The sequence below is a fragment of the Streptomyces sp. NPDC091416 genome (genome assembly GCF_044756845.1).
Lineage (GTDB): Bacteria > Actinomycetota > Actinomycetes > Streptomycetales > Streptomycetaceae > Streptomyces.
In genome coordinates this window covers 324,299-341,853 of sequence record NZ_JBIVTU010000003.1, presented here as the reverse complement: position 1 = coordinate 341,853, position 17,555 = coordinate 324,299, and the positions used below count along the sequence as shown (strand labels likewise).

16 protein-coding genes are annotated in these 17,555 nt (G+C 71.6%); 3 read left to right on the top strand and 13 right to left on the bottom strand.

Annotated features, from left to right (window positions below):
• Positions 1-493: 493 nt before the first annotated feature.
• The 3 genes from ACIQMX_RS12175 to ACIQMX_RS12165 form a co-directional block, all read right to left on the bottom strand.
• On the bottom strand, positions 494-1,672 hold the full coding sequence (locus tag ACIQMX_RS12175) for an acyl-CoA dehydrogenase family protein (protein ID WP_402477026.1): 1,179 nt from the start codon (positions 1,670-1,672) through the stop codon (positions 494-496).
• Positions 1,673-1,774: 102 nt separating this feature from the next.
• The gene (locus tag ACIQMX_RS12170; protein WP_363069219.1) at positions 1,775-2,932 is read right to left on the bottom strand and encodes a methyltransferase; all 1,158 of its coding nucleotides are present in this window, start codon (positions 2,930-2,932) and stop codon (positions 1,775-1,777) included.
• 187 nt (positions 2,933-3,119) lie between these two features.
• Positions 3,120-3,317, bottom strand: coding sequence for a hypothetical protein (locus tag ACIQMX_RS12165; protein ID WP_363077357.1), 198 nt, complete (start codon positions 3,315-3,317; stop codon positions 3,120-3,122).
• Positions 3,318-3,546: 229 nt separating this feature from the next.
• On the opposite strand from ACIQMX_RS12165, the gene ACIQMX_RS12160 reads away from it, so the two are divergent.
• Positions 3,547-4,371 carry an endonuclease I family protein gene (locus ACIQMX_RS12160; RefSeq protein WP_402477021.1) on the top strand — a complete coding sequence of 275 codons (825 nt, stop codon included), beginning with the start codon at positions 3,547-3,549 and terminating at the stop codon, positions 4,369-4,371.
• Between the two features lie 15 nt (positions 4,372-4,386).
• On the opposite strand, the gene glsA is transcribed toward ACIQMX_RS12160, so the two are convergent.
• From glsA to ACIQMX_RS12145, 3 genes are all read right to left on the bottom strand, one after another.
• Positions 4,387-5,724 carry a glutaminase A gene (gene glsA / locus ACIQMX_RS12155; protein WP_402477018.1) on the bottom strand — a complete coding sequence of 446 codons (1,338 nt, stop codon included), beginning with the start codon at positions 5,722-5,724 and terminating at the stop codon, positions 4,387-4,389.
• Positions 5,725-5,737: 13 nt separating this feature from the next.
• Positions 5,738-6,304 (bottom strand): hypothetical protein, encoded by a 567-nt coding sequence (locus ACIQMX_RS12150; protein ID WP_402477016.1) that lies wholly within the window; start codon positions 6,302-6,304, stop codon positions 5,738-5,740.
• A 98-nt stretch (positions 6,305-6,402) separates the two neighbouring features.
• Positions 6,403-6,897, bottom strand: coding sequence for a DUF1269 domain-containing protein (locus ACIQMX_RS12145; RefSeq protein ID WP_363077349.1), 495 nt, complete (start codon positions 6,895-6,897; stop codon positions 6,403-6,405).
• Between the two features lie 121 nt (positions 6,898-7,018).
• Between ACIQMX_RS12145 and ACIQMX_RS12140 the strand changes: the two genes are divergently transcribed.
• Together ACIQMX_RS12140 and ACIQMX_RS12135 are read left to right on the top strand one after the other, a co-directional pair.
• A complete protein-coding gene (locus tag ACIQMX_RS12140; protein WP_402477014.1) occupies positions 7,019-8,134 on the top strand; it encodes a chemotaxis protein in 1,116 nt (371 codons plus the stop codon).
• A gap of 79 nt (positions 8,135-8,213) precedes the next feature.
• Positions 8,214-8,537 carry a plasmid stabilization protein gene (locus ACIQMX_RS12135; protein ID WP_363077345.1) on the top strand — a complete coding sequence of 108 codons (324 nt, stop codon included), beginning with the start codon at positions 8,214-8,216 and terminating at the stop codon, positions 8,535-8,537.
• A gap of 53 nt (positions 8,538-8,590) precedes the next feature.
• On the opposite strand, the gene ACIQMX_RS12130 is transcribed toward ACIQMX_RS12135, so the two are convergent.
• The 7 genes from ACIQMX_RS12130 to ACIQMX_RS12100 form a co-directional block, all read right to left on the bottom strand.
• Positions 8,591-10,978 (bottom strand): phosphoketolase family protein, encoded by a 2,388-nt coding sequence (locus tag ACIQMX_RS12130; RefSeq protein WP_363077343.1) that lies wholly within the window; start codon positions 10,976-10,978, stop codon positions 8,591-8,593.
• A 33-nt stretch (positions 10,979-11,011) separates the two neighbouring features.
• Positions 11,012-12,424 (bottom strand): NADP-dependent succinic semialdehyde dehydrogenase, encoded by a 1,413-nt coding sequence (locus ACIQMX_RS12125; protein WP_363077341.1) that lies wholly within the window; start codon positions 12,422-12,424, stop codon positions 11,012-11,014.
• 182 nt (positions 12,425-12,606) lie between these two features.
• Positions 12,607-13,113: an ATP-binding protein gene (locus ACIQMX_RS12120; RefSeq protein WP_363077339.1), complete on the bottom strand. Its 507-nt coding sequence runs from the start codon at positions 13,111-13,113 to the stop codon at positions 12,607-12,609.
• A gap of 192 nt (positions 13,114-13,305) precedes the next feature.
• Positions 13,306-15,405, bottom strand: a complete 2,100-nt coding sequence (locus tag ACIQMX_RS12115) for a xanthine dehydrogenase family protein molybdopterin-binding subunit (RefSeq protein ID WP_402477010.1) — start codon at positions 15,403-15,405, stop codon at positions 13,306-13,308.
• A 60-nt stretch (positions 15,406-15,465) separates the two neighbouring features.
• A complete protein-coding gene (locus ACIQMX_RS12110; protein WP_402477007.1) occupies positions 15,466-16,452 on the bottom strand; it encodes an FAD binding domain-containing protein in 987 nt (328 codons plus the stop codon).
• Positions 16,449-17,015, bottom strand: a complete 567-nt coding sequence (locus ACIQMX_RS12105) for a 2Fe-2S iron-sulfur cluster-binding protein (protein WP_402477004.1) — start codon at positions 17,013-17,015, stop codon at positions 16,449-16,451. Before ACIQMX_RS12105 ends, ACIQMX_RS12110 begins: the two co-directional genes overlap by 4 nt.
• 92 nt (positions 17,016-17,107) lie before the next feature.
• Positions 17,108-17,500, bottom strand: a complete 393-nt coding sequence (locus ACIQMX_RS12100) for a hypothetical protein (protein ID WP_363077331.1) — start codon at positions 17,498-17,500, stop codon at positions 17,108-17,110.
• Between the last annotated feature and the right edge of the window lie 55 nt (positions 17,501-17,555).

Here is a 17,555-nt window from a genome sequence, read left to right as displayed (position 1 = left end):
CGGCACACCGGGGCGCCGCAGAGGGCACGAGTCGAGGCAGACAGGGGTCCGGGCGAACACGCGGCCCCGCTCCTGACGGCGGATTTCCGCATCGGCGAACACGGCACGGTCCACCGGTCCGCCCAGGGCGTCGAAGAGCCCCAGGAAAATCGACCGAACGCGAATTTTCGGCCGGGCACTTTCGGCCTGCGCGCAGCAGCGAACAGCAGGCGCCCACGGATGTGGCCGTCGGTGTCATGACAATCAGTATGGCCCGCAGACCTTTGCGTGTTCTCACGATTGTTCAGCTGTGGGACACGTCACTATGCGTTTAGACCAGCGCGGAGTACGTAATGCGTGCTGCCGCCGTGATCGATTGCCTGCCCGATCCGCTTGCCGGCCCCATACCGGCCGAGGAGGCCTCGCCGAAGGCCTCGACCACGACGTCGTGCCACGTCGGAAGGACCCGGAAGTCCGGCAGCCGCCAGACCCCTTCCGCATTCGCCACCGGCTCTCAGCGGCGTACCCGCGGCATCCCGAGGCCGATCCACGAGATGATCTCCCGCTGGATCTCGTTGTTGCCGCCGCCGAAGGTGAAGATGACGGCTGACCGGTATCCGCGTTCGAGTTCGCCGTGCAGGACGGCGCCCGCGGAGCCCTCCTTGAGCGGTCCTGCCGAGCCGACGACCTCCATGAGCCAGGCGTACGCGTCGCGCCGCGCCTCGGAACCGTAGACCTTGACCGCGGAGGCGTCCTGCGGGGTGAGGGTGGCGTGCTGGACGGCGGACACCATCTGCCAGTTGAGGAGTTTCATCGCGTCGAGCCGGACGTGGGTGCGGGCGAGGCGGGCGCGGACCCAGCCCAGGTCGATGACGCGGCGGCCGTCGGCGAGGCGGGTTTCGGCGGCCCAGCGGCGGACGTTGTGCAGGGCTCGGATGGCCATGGTGCCGTGGGCGGCGAGGGTGACGCGTTCGTGGTTGAGCTGGTTGGTGATGAGCCGCCAGCCCTTGTTCTCCTCGCCGACCCGGCGGGAGACGGGGACGCGGATGTTCTCGTAGTAGCTGGCGGTGGTGTCGTGCGAGGCGAGCGTGTTGATCAGGGTGCAGGAGTAGCCGGGGTCGGACGTCGGCACGAGGAGCATGGTGATGCCCTTGTGCGGCGGGGCGTCCGGGTCGGTGCGGGCGGCGAGCCAGACCCAGTCCGCGGTGTCGCCGTTGGTCGTCCAGATCTTCTGTCCGTCGACCACGTACGTGTCGCCGTCGCGCACCGCCCGGGTCTTGAGGGCGGCGAGGTCGGTGCCCGCGTCGGGTTCGCTGTAGCCGATCGCGAAGTCGATCTCCCCGGCGAGGACCTTCGGCAGGAAGTAGGCCTTCTGCTCGTCGGTGCCGAACTGCATGATCGTCGGGCCGACGGTGTTGAGGGCCATCAGCGGGAGCGGGACGCCCGCCTGCGCCGCCTCGTCGAAGAAGATGAACTGCTCCATGGGCGAAAGACCCCGGCCGCCGTACTCCGTGGGCCAGCCGACGCCGAGCCAGCCGTCGGCGCCCAGGCGGCGGATGGTCTCGCGGTAGAAGCGCTTCTGGGCGGCCGGGTCGGCGTAGCGCGCGTAGGCGTTGTCGGGGACCAGGGCGGCGAAGTACATATGCAGTTCGGTGCGCAACTGCTGCTGTTCAGGCGTGTATTCGAGGTGCACGGCCCCTCCAGGAGTCTCGCTTCGCGTCGCCCGTGTGCGGCGGCGCACACAGTAGAACGTGTTGCAAGAATCCGGAAGGGGCGCGGACCGGCCGCCCTGATGTCAGCGTTTGACGGCGCGCAGCACGACGAACTTGGGGTCGCCTGCCACCGTGGTGCAGTTGCCGAAGATCCGGCGCAGCTGGGTGTGGTAGCCGAGATGCCGGTTGCCCACCACCCACAGTTCACCGCCCTGGCGCAGCGCCGTGCGCGCGCCGTGGAACATGGTGCGTGCGGTCGCGTCCGTGGTGGCCTGGTGCGAGTGGAACGGCGGGTTGCAGAGAACGAGGTCGGCGCCGCCGGGCTCTGCGCCGTCCAGCCCGTCGCCGACCACGAAGCGGGCCTCGGCGTCCGGTCCGGCGTTGGCCCGGAAGGTCGCCTCGGCGGAGGCGAGGGCCTGGTAGGACTCGTCGACGAACGTGAGCGAGGCCTCGGGATTGGCGAGCGCGGCGGCCAGGCCGAGCACTCCGTTCCCGCAGCCGAGGTCGACGACCCGGTCGGGGCCGCTGCGCACCGGAAGGTGCTTGAGGAAGAAGCGCGTGCCGATGTCGAGCCGTTCCGCGCAGAAGATCCCGGCGTGGTTGACGACCGTGCGGCCGGCGACCGTCCCGACGTCGTCGGGCAGCTCGTAGTGGTACGGCCACGGGCTGGGGGTCCGGCTCAGGGAGGGGTCCGGCGTGCAGTGGATGAGCCGGGCCTTCTTGACCGCGAGCGAGGTGCGGGTCGGGCCGATGATGCGCTCGAACAGCTTGAGGGTGGAGGTGTGGATCTCCTTCACCATGCCGGTGCCGATGACGACCGTGCCGGCGTGGACGGCGGGGGCGAGCCGGTGCAGCTGGTCCTCCAGGAGCGCGAGGCTCTTGGGTACGCGGACGAGCAGAACGTCGATCCGGTCCGGCGGCGTCTCACGGGCGGACAGGAGGTGGACGGCGTCGGCGTCCCTGCCGTTGCGTTCCAGGTTCGCCGCCGTCGCCCGCTGCGCGAGGTAGGAGTCGGTGATCTGTACGGGGCGGTGCGTGGCCAGCGCCGTGGCCAGCGCGCCCCAGCGGTCGCCGACGATCACGACGCGGCCGGAGAGGCCGACCGGCTCGGCCCCGTCGATCCCCTCCAGATGCCGCAGCAGGTACTCGTCGGCCGCGTCCCAGGCACGGAACGGGTCGCGGGGGTTCTCGGGAAATCGGGCGAGGTCGTAGCCGACCCCTGACGTCGTCAAACGGTTCATATTGTGTTCAGGCTAACCGAGCGACGCCGTACGCCCCGCACAACCTGCCGCCGATGCGGGTCCGCGCGGCGCACCGCGCCGGTGCGGTCCGGAGCGGGCGGCTCGCGCGCCCACCACCCGGGCGCGGCCCGGCGCCGCCGCGCGGCAGGCGGATGCCGGTGGCGCAGCGGGCGCCGGGCCGCAGGGTCTACGGCAACAGCTTGTCGATGGCCGCCCTGCCCTCTCTGGCAAGCCGGCGTTCCGCCCATTCGAGATTCCCGGGTGTCAGATCGCGCCCGGAGGCGAGGACCACGTCCTCCGCCGAGGGATGGTCGCTGCCACCGGTGTGCAGAAGGCTGTCGGGGGTCACGCCCCGTACGGATATGGATTCGGGCTCGTCGCTCATGCCGCCTCCTCGTCCTTGCGGCAATTCTCACCCCCCGCCGACGGGGGCGCATCCGATGTCCGCTCCGACTCTCACTTGACCTGCACATGATAGGTACGCAGCGTTCACACCTGGGTCACGGTGCGTGTGGAAGGCTCCCGCTGACCATCAAGCAACACGACCACCGCGGAGTCGCCCCCCACCCTGTGACGGCGCCGCGGTGCCCGTATTTCCGGAGAGGACACCCCACATGTCCCGTCGTCACCTCTTCCACCGGCGGCCCCTGCTCGCCACGCTTGCCGCGTTCGCGGTACTCGGCGCAACCGCCGCCGCCGCGCCGGCCACGACGCCGCAGGCCCCGGCACGGTCGGCAGGCCCGCTCGGCGCCCTGGACGACACGTACTACCAGGACGCGCTCGGCAAGACCGGCACCGCACTCAAGAGCGCCCTGCACACGATCATCAGCGACCAGACCAAGCTCACCTACAGCCAGGTCTGGGACGCCCTCAAGGCCACCGACGAGGACCCGGCCAACGCCTCGAACGTGATCCTCCTCTACACCGGCACCTCCGAACCCAAGAGCGACAACGGCGGAAACGCGGGCCAGTGGAACCGGGAGCACGTCTGGGCCAAGTCGCACGGCGACTTCGGCACGGCCACGGGCCCCGGTACCGACATCCACCATCTGCGCCCGGAAGACGTGTCGGTCAACTCCACACGCGGCAACAAGGACTTCGACAACGGCGGCACCGAACTGAGCAACGCACCCGGCAACTACACCGACAGCGACTCCTTCGAACCGCGCGACGCGGTCAAGGGCGACGTGGCCCGCATGATCCTCTACATGGCGGTGCGCTACGAGGGCGACGACTCCTTCGCCGACCTCGAACCCAACGACAGCGTGTCGAACGGCTCCGCGCCGAACATCGGCCGGCTCTCGGTGCTGAAGACATGGAGCGAGCAGGACCCGCCGGACGCCTTCGAGCAGCGGCGCAACGACGTCATATTCGACCGGTTCCAGCACAACCGGAACCCCTTCATCGACCACCCGGAGTGGGTCGGGGCCATCTGGTGACCTGACAATCCGGGCTCAGCCCGAGGCCGTCGCCCTGCACGCGGCGACGGCCTCCTCCCGGGAGGCGAAGGAGCGAATGGACCCGGCCTCCTCGCCCGGCTCCCGGAGGCGGCCGTCCGGGTCGGCCACGGCGGTGTGCCTGCCGTCGGCGGCGAGCCGGGCCAGTCCGCCGCGCAGCATCGCCCGGGCCACCGTGTCGATGTCCGTCACCCGCACCAGGTCGAGCACCACGGCGCCCGTCCGTCCGGTCCCCGCCTCGTCCAGGGCGTACAGGACCCGTTCCGCCGCGGTGAAGTCCAGTGCTCCCTGCGCCGCGGCGACCGCCACCCGGCCACGGCCGGGCTGCCCTCGTTCGGCCTGCGGCCCGGCCGGCAGATCGTCTGCGGTGGTGACCAGGGTGACGGTGGAGGCCGCCAGTGCCGGGTTGTGCATGAGGTGCAGACCGAGCCGTTCCGAGAGCCTCCCGATCGCCAGACGTCCCCGCACGGACGTCCCGCCCGGGTCGAGCAGCGGGCTGTACGCCGCCAGCCCGAACCGGGCGGGGCCTGCGGCGATCAGACCTCCGGACACCCCGCTCTTGGCGGGCAGTCCCACTCTGAGCAGCCAGTCGCCCGACCCGTCGTACATGCCGCAGGTCGCCATGACGGCGAGCACCTGGGCGGCGACGGGCTCGGCCACCACCCTGTCCCCGGTGAGCGGATTGACGCCGCCGTGCGCCAGGGTCGCCGCCATCGCGGCGAGATCCAGGGCCGTGACCCGTACCGAACACTGCCGGAAGTACGTCTCCACCGCCGCCACCGGGTCCACGGGAAGCGGCCCGGTGCTGCGGATGAGGTAGGCGAGGGCCCGATTGCGGTCACCGGTGGCGGCCTCGGAGGCGTACACCTCCTCGTCGACGTCCAGCCTCCGGCCGGCGAAGCGGCTCAGGCAGTCGAGGATGCGGCCGAACCTCGGTGCGACGGGAGTGTCCGGGATGAGGGCCGTGGTGACGATGGCGCCGGCATTGACCATGGCGTTGGCCGGGCGCCCGGTGGAACGCTCCAGGCTGATGGCGTTGAACGCCTCGCCGCTGGGCTCGGCGTTCACCCAGCGCGACACCTCGTCGAGGCCGAGGAGCGACAGGGCCAGGGCGTAGACGAACGGCTTCGACACGGACTGGACGGTGAACGGGACGCCGGCATCGCCCGCGCTGTAGAGGTGACCGTCCATGCTGATCAGGGCCAGCCCGAAGGCACCCGGGTCGGCGAGGGCCAATTGCGGGATGTAGTCCGCGAGTTCGCCTTGGCCGTCCCCGGCGTACCTGGAGTGCAGTTCTCGCAGCGCGTCCGTGACCGCACCGGTGGCAGGGCTCACCCGGTCCCGTCCGTCAGCCGCGCTCGGCCTGGGCGATCCGGGGGAACGATTTGACGCCGGCCGCCTTGCGGCTGTTGGCGTGCTGACTGACCGTCCGGTCCGGCGGGGCGTCGGCGAAGCCGAGCACCACGGAGTCGAGGACCTTGCCGAACGCGTCCACGAATTCCACCCGCACCGCGTAGAAGGCGGCCTCGTCGGTGCCGTTGGTCACCCGCACGAGGGCACTGCGGAACTGTTCCGACGCCGCCACCGGGAGTCCGCTGACGGAGACGTCCGCGACGGCGTTGCCCTTGCCCTCCACCCCCGCCAGCGTCGCCACCGCCTTCTGCCGGTTGCGTTCCGCATCGGCGGAGACCGAGGCCGCGAAGTCGTTCTGGGTGCGCGGGCTCTCGGTGGCCGTGGCCGTCAGGGCCGGCTCCGGGGACACGGTCTGGGTGCTGCGGGCCGTGCCCTGCGTCGAACTGTCGTCGCTGCCGCAGGCCGCGGTGCCGGCGACGAGCACCGCGGCGAGCACGGCGGGGGTCAGGCTGCGGACGGCACGGCGGCCGGGGGCACGCCGTGCGGGGCTGGTCGGGTTCACGGACGCTCCGTCTGCTCGGAAGTGCGAAGGGGAAGGGACGAGGGGAAAGGGGCTCGCGAGGCGCGGACCGCAGGTCGCGGTTACCGGCGCCCGGCCGGTCATTGGGCGTCATCACCGAAGACGGCGCGGAGCCGCTGCTCGCTGTGGGTGTCCAGATTGCTGTGGAGCAGTTCGGCGCCGCCGCCGGGGAGCGCCTCACTGATCCGGTCGGGCACCTCGTTCATCGTGAGCAGGAACAGGGCCGACGTCCCGGGCGTGATCTTCTCCTTGACCTCGGCGATGAAGTCGTCGTCGATGCCGACGTCGGCCAGCTTCCCGCCGAGTGCTCCGGCGGCCGCGCCGATGGCTGCGCCGAGCAGTGGCATCAGGAAGATCAGGCCGAACAGCATGCCCCAGAAGGTGCCGCTGAGAGCGCCCGCCCCGACCAGGTTGAGCAGCTGTTTCGTGCGCGGCTTGGCACGGTCGGCGGGCCAGCTCACGACGGCGGCGTCGAGGATCTTGACCAGCCCTTCCTTCTGAAGGGAAATCAGCGCCGTCTCCACGTCCTCCGCACCCTCGGCCGACCGGAACTTCCACACGGTGAGCGTGGACATCGCGCATACCTCCCGAGACCGGATTGACCAACTCGCCCATATTAGGATCAAAAGGTATGAATTGACTCGTCGAATCACCCGCTCGCACGGCAGTGCGCACAAGTCCCCCGGGAGGGAACTGATGGATACGGACGCCCTGACCGCCGGTCTGCTGCGGGAGCTCCGCGCGGCCAAGCCCTATCCGGCCCTGTCCCTGACCATGCCGACGCACCGGCGCGCACCGGAGAACGCCCAGGACGCCGTACGGCTGCGCAACCTGGTGTCCGAGGCCGGCAGCCGGCTCGACGCCGACCCCGGCGCCGGCCGCGAGGTGCGCGCGGCGGTCAAGCAGCAACTCGACCGTGCGGTCGACGAGATCGACCCGCGCCGCGCCCTGGACGCACTGGTGATCCTCGCGACCGCCGACGAGTTCCAGATCTGGCAGCTGCCCCGCACGGCACCCGAACGGGTGGTGCTCAGCGACACCTATCTGACCCGCAACCTGGTCGCCGCCAAGGCACAGGCGCAGCCGTTCTGGACGCTCACCGTCTCCGCGGACCACGCCGCCCTGTTCAGCGGCACGTCCGATGCCACGCATGAGGAGCACATCGGCGGCTTCCCGCTGGCGGCTCCGCACGAGGCGCCCAACCCGCAGCGCGAGGAGCGGATCGGCGACACGCCGAGCACGTTCACCGACGAGGACACCCGGCAGTTCATGCGCACGGTCGACGAGAAGCTGCGCGGGGTCCTGGCCACGGATCCGCGCCCGCTCTATCTGGTCGGGCTCGCTCCGGCGCTCGCGCTGCTCGACGAGGTCGGCGAGGCCGCCAAGGAGGCGGTCGGACGGGTCACCAAGGGCGCAACCGCCGAGACCTCGCCCGGTGATCTGCTGACCGAGCTGCGGCCCGCGCTGGAGGCCCGGCAGAAGCGGTTCGCCGCGGAGATCGACGGCAAGCTGGACGAGGCCCGCGGGCGGCGGGCCTTCGCCGGCGGACTCGACGAGGTGTGGGCCGCCGTACGGGAGGGACGTGCGGGCCTGGTGGCGGTGGAGGAGCATTACCAGGCGACGGTGCGGGTCGACCAGGAGCATCTGGTGCCGGTGAGCGGCGAGGCGGCGGACCCGGCGGACGGCAGCGTCCGCGAGGACATCGTCGACGAGCTCGTCGAAGCGGCGCTGGACAACGGCGCCGACGTCGTCTTCGTCGCGGACGACTCCCTCAAGGAGCACGGACGGATCGCGGCGGCGCTGCGCTACTGAGCGGACGGCTCCGGCCCGGCCTCTTTTGTCACACTGGAAGGTGTCCCCCGGGCCGAGGCCTCCGAGAGGAGAACGCATCATGCCACGCGGATCGAACCGGAATCGGGAACGGCAGTACGAGCACATCAAGGAGAGCGTCCAGGAGCGCGGCGTCGGCGAGGACCGTGCCGAGGAGATCGCCGCCCGGACCGTGAACAAGGAGCGTGCCCGCGCCGGTGAGTCGCGGACCGCGAGCCGTCTGTCGGTCGAGGACATCTCGTCCTCGCGGCGTGGCGGGCTCCGCTCGCACAGCGGCGCCGCGGGCCCCACCCGCGACCAGCTCTACGAAGAGGCGAAGCACAAGAACGTCAAGGGGCGTTCGACCATGACGAAGGCGGAGCTGGCCCGCGCGGTCGGCCGCTGACCCCGGCACGGCGAAGGCCCGGACGGATGCGCCGTCCGGGCCTTCGCCCTGCCTCATCCCTCCCAGGTCCAGTCCGCCACCTCCGGCAGGTCCGTGCCGTGGGCGCGGATCCAGTCGTGGTGACGGGCCCTGGTGTCCGCCATCTCCTGGCGGACCGCCACCGCCCGGACCCCCAGACCCGGCACCCGGTCGATGACGTCCATGACCAGGCGGTAGCGGTCGAGGTCGTTGCGGACCACCATGTCGAAGGGCGTGGTGGTCGTGCCCTCCTCCTTGTAGCCCCTGACGTGCAACTGGGCGTGCCCGGTGCGGCGGTAGGCCAGCCGGTGGATCAGCCAGGGATAGCCGTGGTAGGCGAAGATCACCGGCTTGTCGGGGGTGAACAGGGCGTCGTACTCGGAGTCCGGCATCCCGTGCGGATGCTCGGAGTGGGGCATGAGCCGGGCGATGTCGACGACGTTCACCACCCGCACGGACAGGCCGGGCAGATGACGGCGCAGCAGTCCGGCGGCGGCGACGGTCTCCAGGGTCGGTACGTCCCCGGCGCAGGCGAGCACGATGTCGGGTGTGCCGCTGCCGTCCTCGGTGCCCGCCCACTCCCAGACACCCGCGCCGCGCGCGCAGTGCGCCCGGGCCTGGTCGAGGGTGAGCCAGTCGAAGCCCGGCTGTTTGCCCGCCACGATCACGTTGACGTAGTCCCGGCTGCGCAGGACGTGGTCGGCCACGGAGAGCAGGGTGTTCGCGTCCGGGGGCAGGTAGACGCGCACGACCTCGGGGCTCTTGTTCAGGATGTGGTCGACGAAGCCCGGGTCCTGGTGCGAGAAGCCGTTGTGGTCCTGGCGCCAGACGTGCGAGGTGAGCAGGTAGTTGAGCGAGGCGACGGGGCGGCGCCAGGCCAGCCGGCGCGAGGTCCGCAGCCACTTGATGTGCTGGTTGACCATTGAGTCGACGATGTGGGCGAACGCCTCGTAGCAGGAGAACAGTCCGTGCCGGCCGGTGAGCAGATAGCCCTCCAGCCAGCCCTGGCACAGGTGCTCGGAGAGCACTTCCATGACCCGGCCGTCGCGGGCGAGGTGCTCGTCGGTCGGGAGCGTGCCCGCCTGCCAGGCCTTGCCGGTGGCCTCGTAGAGGGCGTCGAGGCGGTTGGACGCCGTCTCGTCGGGGCCGACGACCCGGAAGTCCCGCCGGCCGGCGGTGGCCGCCATGACGGCCTCGAGAAGTCCGCCGAGGACCCGGGTCGGTTCATGCTGGACGGTTCCCGGCCTGTCCACCCGCACGGCGTGCTCGTCGAGGGCCGGCATCGGCAGATCGCGCAGCAGCAGACCGCCGTTGGCGTACGGAGTGGCGCCGAGCCGCGCCTCGCCCCGCGGCACACAGGCGAGGACCTGGTCCGTCGGGTGTCCTTCGGAGTCGAAGAGTTCCTCGGGCCGGTACGAGCGCAGCCACCGCTCCAGCTGCCGCAGGTGCTCCGGGTTGTCGCGGACCCCGGGCAGCGGGACCTGGTGCGCGCGCCAGGTGCCTTCGACGGGCAGTCCGTCGACCTCGTCGGGCCCGGTCCAGCCCTTGGGTGTACGCAGCACGATCATGGGCCAGCGGGGCCGTCCGGTCTCGCCGCCCGTCCGGGCGGCGTCCTGGAGCTCCCGGATACGGTCGACGGCGCGGTCCATCGCGGCGGCCATCGCCCGGTGCACGGTGAAGGGGTCGTCTCCTGCCACGTACAGGGGTTCGTGCCCGTAGCCGCGCAGCAGGGCGTCGAGTTCCGCATCCGGGAGGCGGGCGAGCACGGTCGGGTTGGCGATCTTGTAGCCGTTGAGGTGGAGGACCGGGAGGACGGCGCCGTCGTGGACGGGATCGAGGAACTTGTTGGCGTGCCAGGAACCGGCCAGCGGTCCCGTCTCCGCCTCGCCGTCGCCGATGACGCAGGTGACCAGCAGGTCCGGGTGGTCGAGTGCGGCGCCGTAGGCGTGGGCCAGGGCGTAGCCCAGTTCGCCGCCCTCATGCACGGAGCCGGGGGTCTCCGGCGCGACGTGGCTGGGCACACCGCCGGGGAAGGAGAACTGTCTGAACAGCAGCGCCATCCCCGCCTCGTCCCTGGTGACGTCGGGGTACGTCTGCGAGTAGCTGCCCTCCAGCCAGGAGTTGGCGAGGACGGCGGGGCCGCCGTGCCCGGGGCCCCAGACGCAGAGCGCGTCGGTGCCGCGCGAGGCGATGACGCGGTTGAGGTGGGTGTACACGAGGTTGAGGCCCGGCGAGGTGCCCCAGTGGCCGAGGAGCCGGGGCTTGATGTCCTCGGGAACGAGCGGCCGGGCCAGCAGCGGGTTGGCCATCAGGTAGATCTGTCCGACGGCCAGATAGTTGGCGGCCCGCCAGTGCGCGTCGAGCGCGGCGATCTCCTCGTCGGTCGGGCCGGTCGTCGACGAGGACGGCGGGACGTCACTCATGGTCACCTCTCAGCGGGCGGTTCGGTGGTCCGGTCACCCCGGCTCGGGGCCGTACCAGACGGTGGTGGCGTTGCAGAACTCACGGATGCCGTGACCGGCGAGCTCGCGTCCGTATCCGGAACGCTTCACTCCGCCGAACGGCAGCGCGGGGTGCGAGGCCGTCATGCCGTTGAAGAACACACCGCCCGCCTGCAGGTCGCGGATGCAGCGCCGGCTCTCCTCGGCGTCACGGGTCCAGACGTTGGAACTGAGCCCGAAGGGCGTGTCGTTGGCCAGCTCCAGGGCCTCGTCGAGGCTCTCGGCCCGATAGAGCGTGGCGACGGGGCCGAAGGTCTCCTCGTGGTGGATGCGCATGGCGGGCGTGATGCCGGCGAGGACGGTGGGGGCGTAGAACCAGCCGCGCTCCAGTCCGCCACTCAGGCCCTCCGGCCGGCCGCCGCCGCACAGGGCGGTCGCGCCGTGGCGCACGGCGTCGTCGACGAGCTCTTCGAGGTCGGTGCGCCCCTGTTCGCTGGCGAGCGGACCGATGTCGGTGGACTCCTCCAGCGGGTCGCCTACGGTCAGGTCGCGCATGCCCACGGTGAAGCGTTCGGCGAACTCCTCGTACACCTGCGTGTGCACGATGAACCGCTTGGCGGCGATGCAGGACTGTCCGTTGTTCTGGACGCGGGCGGTGACCGCCGTGCGGGCCGCCTTGGCGACGTCTGCGGAGGGCAGGACCAGATAGGGGTCGCTGCCGCCCAGCTCCAGGACGGTGTGCTTGACCTCGTCCCCCGCGACGGCCGCCACGGCGCGGCCGGCCGGTTCGCTGCCGGTCAGGGTCGCGGCGGCCACCCTGCGATCGCGCAGGATCGCCTCGACCGCTCCGGATCCCACCAGAAGCGTCTGGAAGCACCCTGCGGGGAATCCGGCCCGGTGGAACAGGTCGCCCAGGTACAGCGCGGTCTGCGGCACGTTCGAGGCGTGCTTCAGCAGACCGGTGTTGCCGGCCATGAGCGCGGGTGCCGCGAACCGCACGACCTGCCAGAGCGGGAAGTTCCACGGCATCACGGCGAGCACGGTGCCCAGCGGCCGGTAGTGGACGTACGCGCGCGAGGCGCCGGAGTCCTCGACGTCGGCGGGAGAGGGATGCTCGTCGGCGAGGAGTTCCTCGGCATGGGCCGCGTACCAGCGCATGGCCTTGGCGCACTTCGCCGCCTCGGCCCTGGAGGCCTTGAGGGGCTTGCCCATCTCCAGGGTCATGGTGCGGGCGATGTCGTGCTGGTCCTCGTCGAGCAGGTCGGCGGCGCGGTTGAGCAGCCGGGACCGTTCGCCGAATCCGGTGGTGCGGTAGGCGCGGAAGGCGGCGTCCGCCGCGGCGAGCCGCCGCTCGATCTCGTCCGCTCCCTGGGCGTCGAACGTTCTGAGGGTCTCGCCGTTCGCGGGGTTGACCGTCGCGATGGGCATGACTGTGGCCTCCTTGCCTGGGTACTTCGACCGTGCCGCGCCACGGACGTCGGCGCAACGCGGGCCCCGCCCTGCGCATACCCGACCGGCGCGGACCATGCATGCGTGAGGCATGCGATCCGCGCCAGAAGGGTGCAGGGGTGGGACGGTGTCGTGGGGGGGGCCGCTGCGTGCGGCGCGCCTCAGACGAGGGCCGGGGCGCCGGTCCGGACCGGGGCTTCCACGGGGAACTCCTCGGCCACGGCGGCCGGAGCGCGGCGGGACTCGCGGACCCCCGGCAGCGGCGGCAGCGGCACCAGCTCGATGTGCTGGGGCTCCTGCGCGTAGATGGTGAACCAGACGACCTTGCCCTCGGCGGTCCGGCAGGTACCCCAGCTGTCGCTGAGGGCCATGACCCGGCTGAGGCCGCCGCCCTCCTGGAGCAGCCGCGGCATGTCGGAACCGTTGTCGGCGACGGAGACCGTGAGGTGCCGTCCGGACCAGCGGATCTCGAGGACACAGGTGTTGTCGTCGCCGACGTGCCGCTGGACGTTGGTCAGCAGCTCTTCCACGGCACGGCACACGGGCCGGACGTGGTGTTCGAGACTCCAGTGGCGGAGGTGTGCGGCGACTATCCGTCGCATCTGGGACACACGCTCTGCCGATACCTGGAGTTCGACCAGATAGTGCCGGTCGAGTGGAACGGTCATCGTCGAGGCTCCTCACATCGAGGCCCACGTGCTTCGCCTCGTCGAACGAACGACCCCCGAATACGAAGAGTGAGCAGATGTCACTTCTGGGTCACTCCTCAGAGTGAGGCCGCAGGGCCGGATGCGCAACACATCCGGCCGCACACCCCCGGTGACCGGCGCATACGTGTCCGGCGGGGTTGCGCCTCGCCTTCAGTGCAGGGCGGACAGCACCCGGTCCGGCGTGAGCGGGAGCGTGCGCAGCCGGACTCCGGTGGCGTGGTGGAAGGCGTTGCCGATCGCCGCGGCCGCGCCGACGGTGCCGATCTCTCCGATGCCCTTGCCGCCCAGGGGGTTGAGGTGCGGGTCGTCCTCGTCGATCCAGTACGCCTCCAGACCGGTCACATCGGCGCAGGCCGGCACGTGGTACGAGGCGAGGTCGCTCTCCGTGAAATCGCCGAAGACCGGGTCGAGCGAGCTGCTCTCGGTGAGTGCCATGCCGAGCCCCATGGTCATGCCGCCGATGAACTGGGAGCGTGCGGTCCGGGAGTTGAGGATGTGGCCGGCGGCGAAGACCCCGAGCATCCGGCGCACGCGGACCTCGCCGGTCCGGGAGTCGACCGCGGCCTCCGCGAAGTGGGCCCCGAACGCGTGGCGCGCGTAGGGCGATTCCCCGGCCGTCTCCTCGGTGGTGTCCGCGGTGACGGTCACTCCGCCTGCGGGCAGCGGTCCGGAGTTCGCGCGGAGCCGCTCCGCGAGGACGGTGGCCGCCTTGTGGACGGACCATCCCCAGGAAGCCGTTCCGGACGAGCCGCCGGCCAGCGGGGCGTCCGGCAGATCGCTGTCCCCGATGTCGACGTGCACGTTCTCCACCGGTGTCTCCAGCACGTGTGCGGCGATCTGGGCCAGGACGGTCCGGGCGCCGGTGCCGATGTCGGTGGCGTTGACGGCGATGCGGTAGGAGCCGTCGGGGGCCGCGTGCGCCGAGGCGTGGGAGGCTGCGGCGTAGACGGGGTACGTGGCGGCGGCGACGCCCGTGCCGAGCAGCAGAGCGCCTTCCCGGCGCACTGCGGGACGCGGGTCGCGGTCGTTCCAGCCGAAGCGTGCGGCACCGTCCCGGAGGCAGGCGGCGAGATTGCGGCTGCTGAACGGCTTGCCGGAGTCGGGCTCGGCGGCCGGGTCGTTGCGCAGCCGCAGTTCGACGGGGTCGAGCCCGAGGGCCGAGGCGAGTTCGTCCATGGCGGATTCGAGTGCGTACATGCCGGGTGCCTCGCCGGGGGCGCGCATCCAGGACGGGCTCGGCACGTCGAGTGCGGTGACCCGGTGGACGGTCCGGCTGTGCGCGGATCCGTACATCACGCGGGCCGGCACGGCGGCCTGCTCCACGAATTCCTTGACGGTGGAGGTGTGCGTGATGATCTCGTGGGCCACCGAGGTCAGGGTTCCGTCGCTCTGCGCTCCGAGCCGGACGCGCTGCACCGTGGGAGCCCGGTGGCCGACGACGGCGGCCATGTGGCGCCGGGGCATGGCCAGTTCCACGGGACGTCCGGTGTGGAGCGCGGCCATGGCGGCGAGCACGGCCTGAGGACGCGGAGTGCCCTTGCTGCCGAATCCGCCGCCGACGTGCTGCGACACGACGGTGACCTGGTCCGGCCGGAGTCCGAACACGGCGGCAAGGCTGTCGCGCACCTTGGTGGCGCCCTGGCTGGAGTCGTACAGGGTCAGGCGCCCGTCCTGCGACCAGAGAGCGGTCGTGGCATGCGGCTCCATGGGGTGGTTGTGCAGCGGACCGAGCGTGTACGTGGCGTCCACCTGGACGGGCGCCGCGGCGAAGGCCCGGTCGGCGTCGCCGCGTTCACGGACGGCCGGGTACCCGCCGTTGGCCTTCTCCGGCGTGTAGAGGCCGGCGTGGTCCGCGGTGAGGACGGCGTCGTGCGGGGCGGTCTCGTAGGTGATGTCCAGCGCCTCGGCGCCGGCTCGCGCTTCTTCGAGGCTGTCGGCCACCACCAGAGCGATCTGCCAGCCCCGGTGCGGCACGCGGTCGCTCTGGAGGACCGCGAGGATCGGGTCGTCCGGCTCCCGGGTCCGCGGCGCGTTCTCGTGGGTGAGCACGGCGTGGACACCGGGGAGGGCGAGGGCGTCGGCGGTCCGGATCGCGGCGACCCGGCCGCAGGGCACGGTGGCGGGTACCGGCCAGGCGTACAGGCAGCCGGGCAGGTTGCGCTCGGCTGCGTAGCGGGCGGCTCCGGTCACCTTGTCCCGGCCCTCGCGGCGGACGACGGGGGCGCCGAGCGGCTGGACGGCGTGGCTCATGGCGGAATCCTCGGCTGTTGGGGGGCACCCGCTGACGGGCACCCCGGGGGACGGGCGTCTTCAGGCGCGGGCCGCGAGTGCGGTCAGGACGTCGACGGCCAGGTGCCGGGCCAGAGTCACCTTGAAGGCGTTGTCGCGCAGCGGGCGGGCAGCGGCCAGTTCGGCGTCCACCGCGCTCAGGTACAGGGCGTCGCCCGCGGGTGCGCCGCGCAGCGCCTCCTCGGCGGTGCGGGCGCGCCAGGGCCGGTGGGCGAGTCCGCCGAACGCCAGCGCGGCGTGTTCGATCCGCCCGTCGCGCACCCGCAGGACGGCCGCCACGGAGGCGAGGGCGAACGCGAACGAGGCACGGTCGCGGGCTTTGCGGTAGAGGGAGACCGTGCCGTCGGGAAGCGGGGGAAGGATGACCTCGGTGATCATCTCGTTCGGCCGGATCACGGTGTCCGCCCGTGGGTCGTCCCCGGGCAGCCGGTGGAAATCGGTGACGGCCACCGTCCGTTCGCCGTCCGGTCCGTGCAGGAGGACCACGGCGTCCAGGGCGGCGAGCGCCACCGCCATGTCCGAGGGATGGGTGGCCACGCACGCCGCGGAGTGGCCGATGACGGCGAGGTCGCGGTGGGCACCCTCACGGGCCGGGCAGCCGCTGCCGGGTTCCCGTTTGTTGCAGGGCTTCGACGTGTCCTGGAAGTACGGGCAGCGGGTGCGCTGGAGCAGGTTGCCGCCGGTGGTGGCGGTGTTGCGCAGCTGCCCCGAGGCCCCGGCCAGCAGCGCCTGGGAGAGCGCGGGATAGCGCGTGCGCACAGCGCGATGGGCGGCCAGATCGCTGTTGCGGACGGTGGCCCCGATGCGCAGTCCGCCGTCGGCCGTCTCCGTCACCCGGTCCAGCGGCAGCCGGCTGACGTCGATGAGGAGGCCGGGACTCTCCACGCCGAGTTTCATCAGGTCGACCAGGTTGGTGCCGCCGCCGAGGAACCGGGCACCGGGATGGGCGGCGCTCTCACGGACCGCTTCGGCGACCGATGCCGCGCGCACATAGGCGAAGGGCTTCATGACGCGGCATCCCCGATCGCCTCGACGATGCGGGGATACGCCCCGCACCGGCACAGATTGCCGCTCATCCGTTCGCGGATCTCGGCGGCGTCGAGTGCCACCGGGACGGCGACGAGCGCGGTGGCCGCGGTCGCGTGGGACGGAAAGCCGTCCTGCGCCTCGCTCAGGACGCCGACGCCCGAGCAGATCTGCCCGGGTGTGCAGTAGCCGCACTGGAGCGCGTCGCGCTCCAGAAAGGCCTCCTGCAGCGGGTGCAGCCGGCCGTCTTCGGCCAGGCCCTCGACCGTGGTGATCCGGGCCCCGTCCTGGGCCACGGCCAGCAGCAGACAGCTGTTGGCGCGCCGGCCGTCCACGAGCACGGTGCAGGCGCCGCACTGGCCGTGGTCACAGCCCTTCTTCGCACCGGTCAGGCCCAAGTGCCGGCGGAGCGTGTCCAGGACCGTGGTGCGATGGTCGAGCGTCAGGGTGTGATCGGTTCCGTTGACGTTCAGGGTGAGGGTGGAACGGTGGCCGGTTGCCCGCTCCTCCCCCGCGCCGCTCCTGCCCCGGCTGGTCGGGTCCACGTGACGGCACCTTTCGAGAGGCAGTTTTGTCTGCTTTCTACCAGTCCGGTGGTGGCTCCGCGCCATGGACCCGGGGCGGCGTGGCGTTCGGCCTACTTGTTCGCCAGCCGCAGCCGGACCTCTTCCTCCTGGTCGCCGGAGACCGTGCCGACGACCTGTACGGCGAAGGCGTCCGTCAGCCGCTCCCGGAGCCGGTCGACCGCCCAGTAGCCGCCCTGCACGTCGACGGTGACGGGCTCGCCGAGCGCCACCGACCCGGACACCACCCGGGCCTCGGCCACGTCGACGGTCACGACCCATGCCGTGGGCCGCTTGCCGTCGACCTCCTGGGGCACGTCGACCGAGGCCCGGTCGGTGACGAAGGCGGCCCGCAGCACGTCGAAGACCGTGCGCGCGTCGTCCTTCCCGCACCCGCTGACGACGACCGACACCTCACGGCCGTCCCGGCTCTCCTCGGACTGCTGCGTTTCCTGTGAGCTGTTCACCGCGGTTCCTTCCCAAGGGGTCACCTCCAGGCTCGCCCCGCGGGCGGACGCCTGC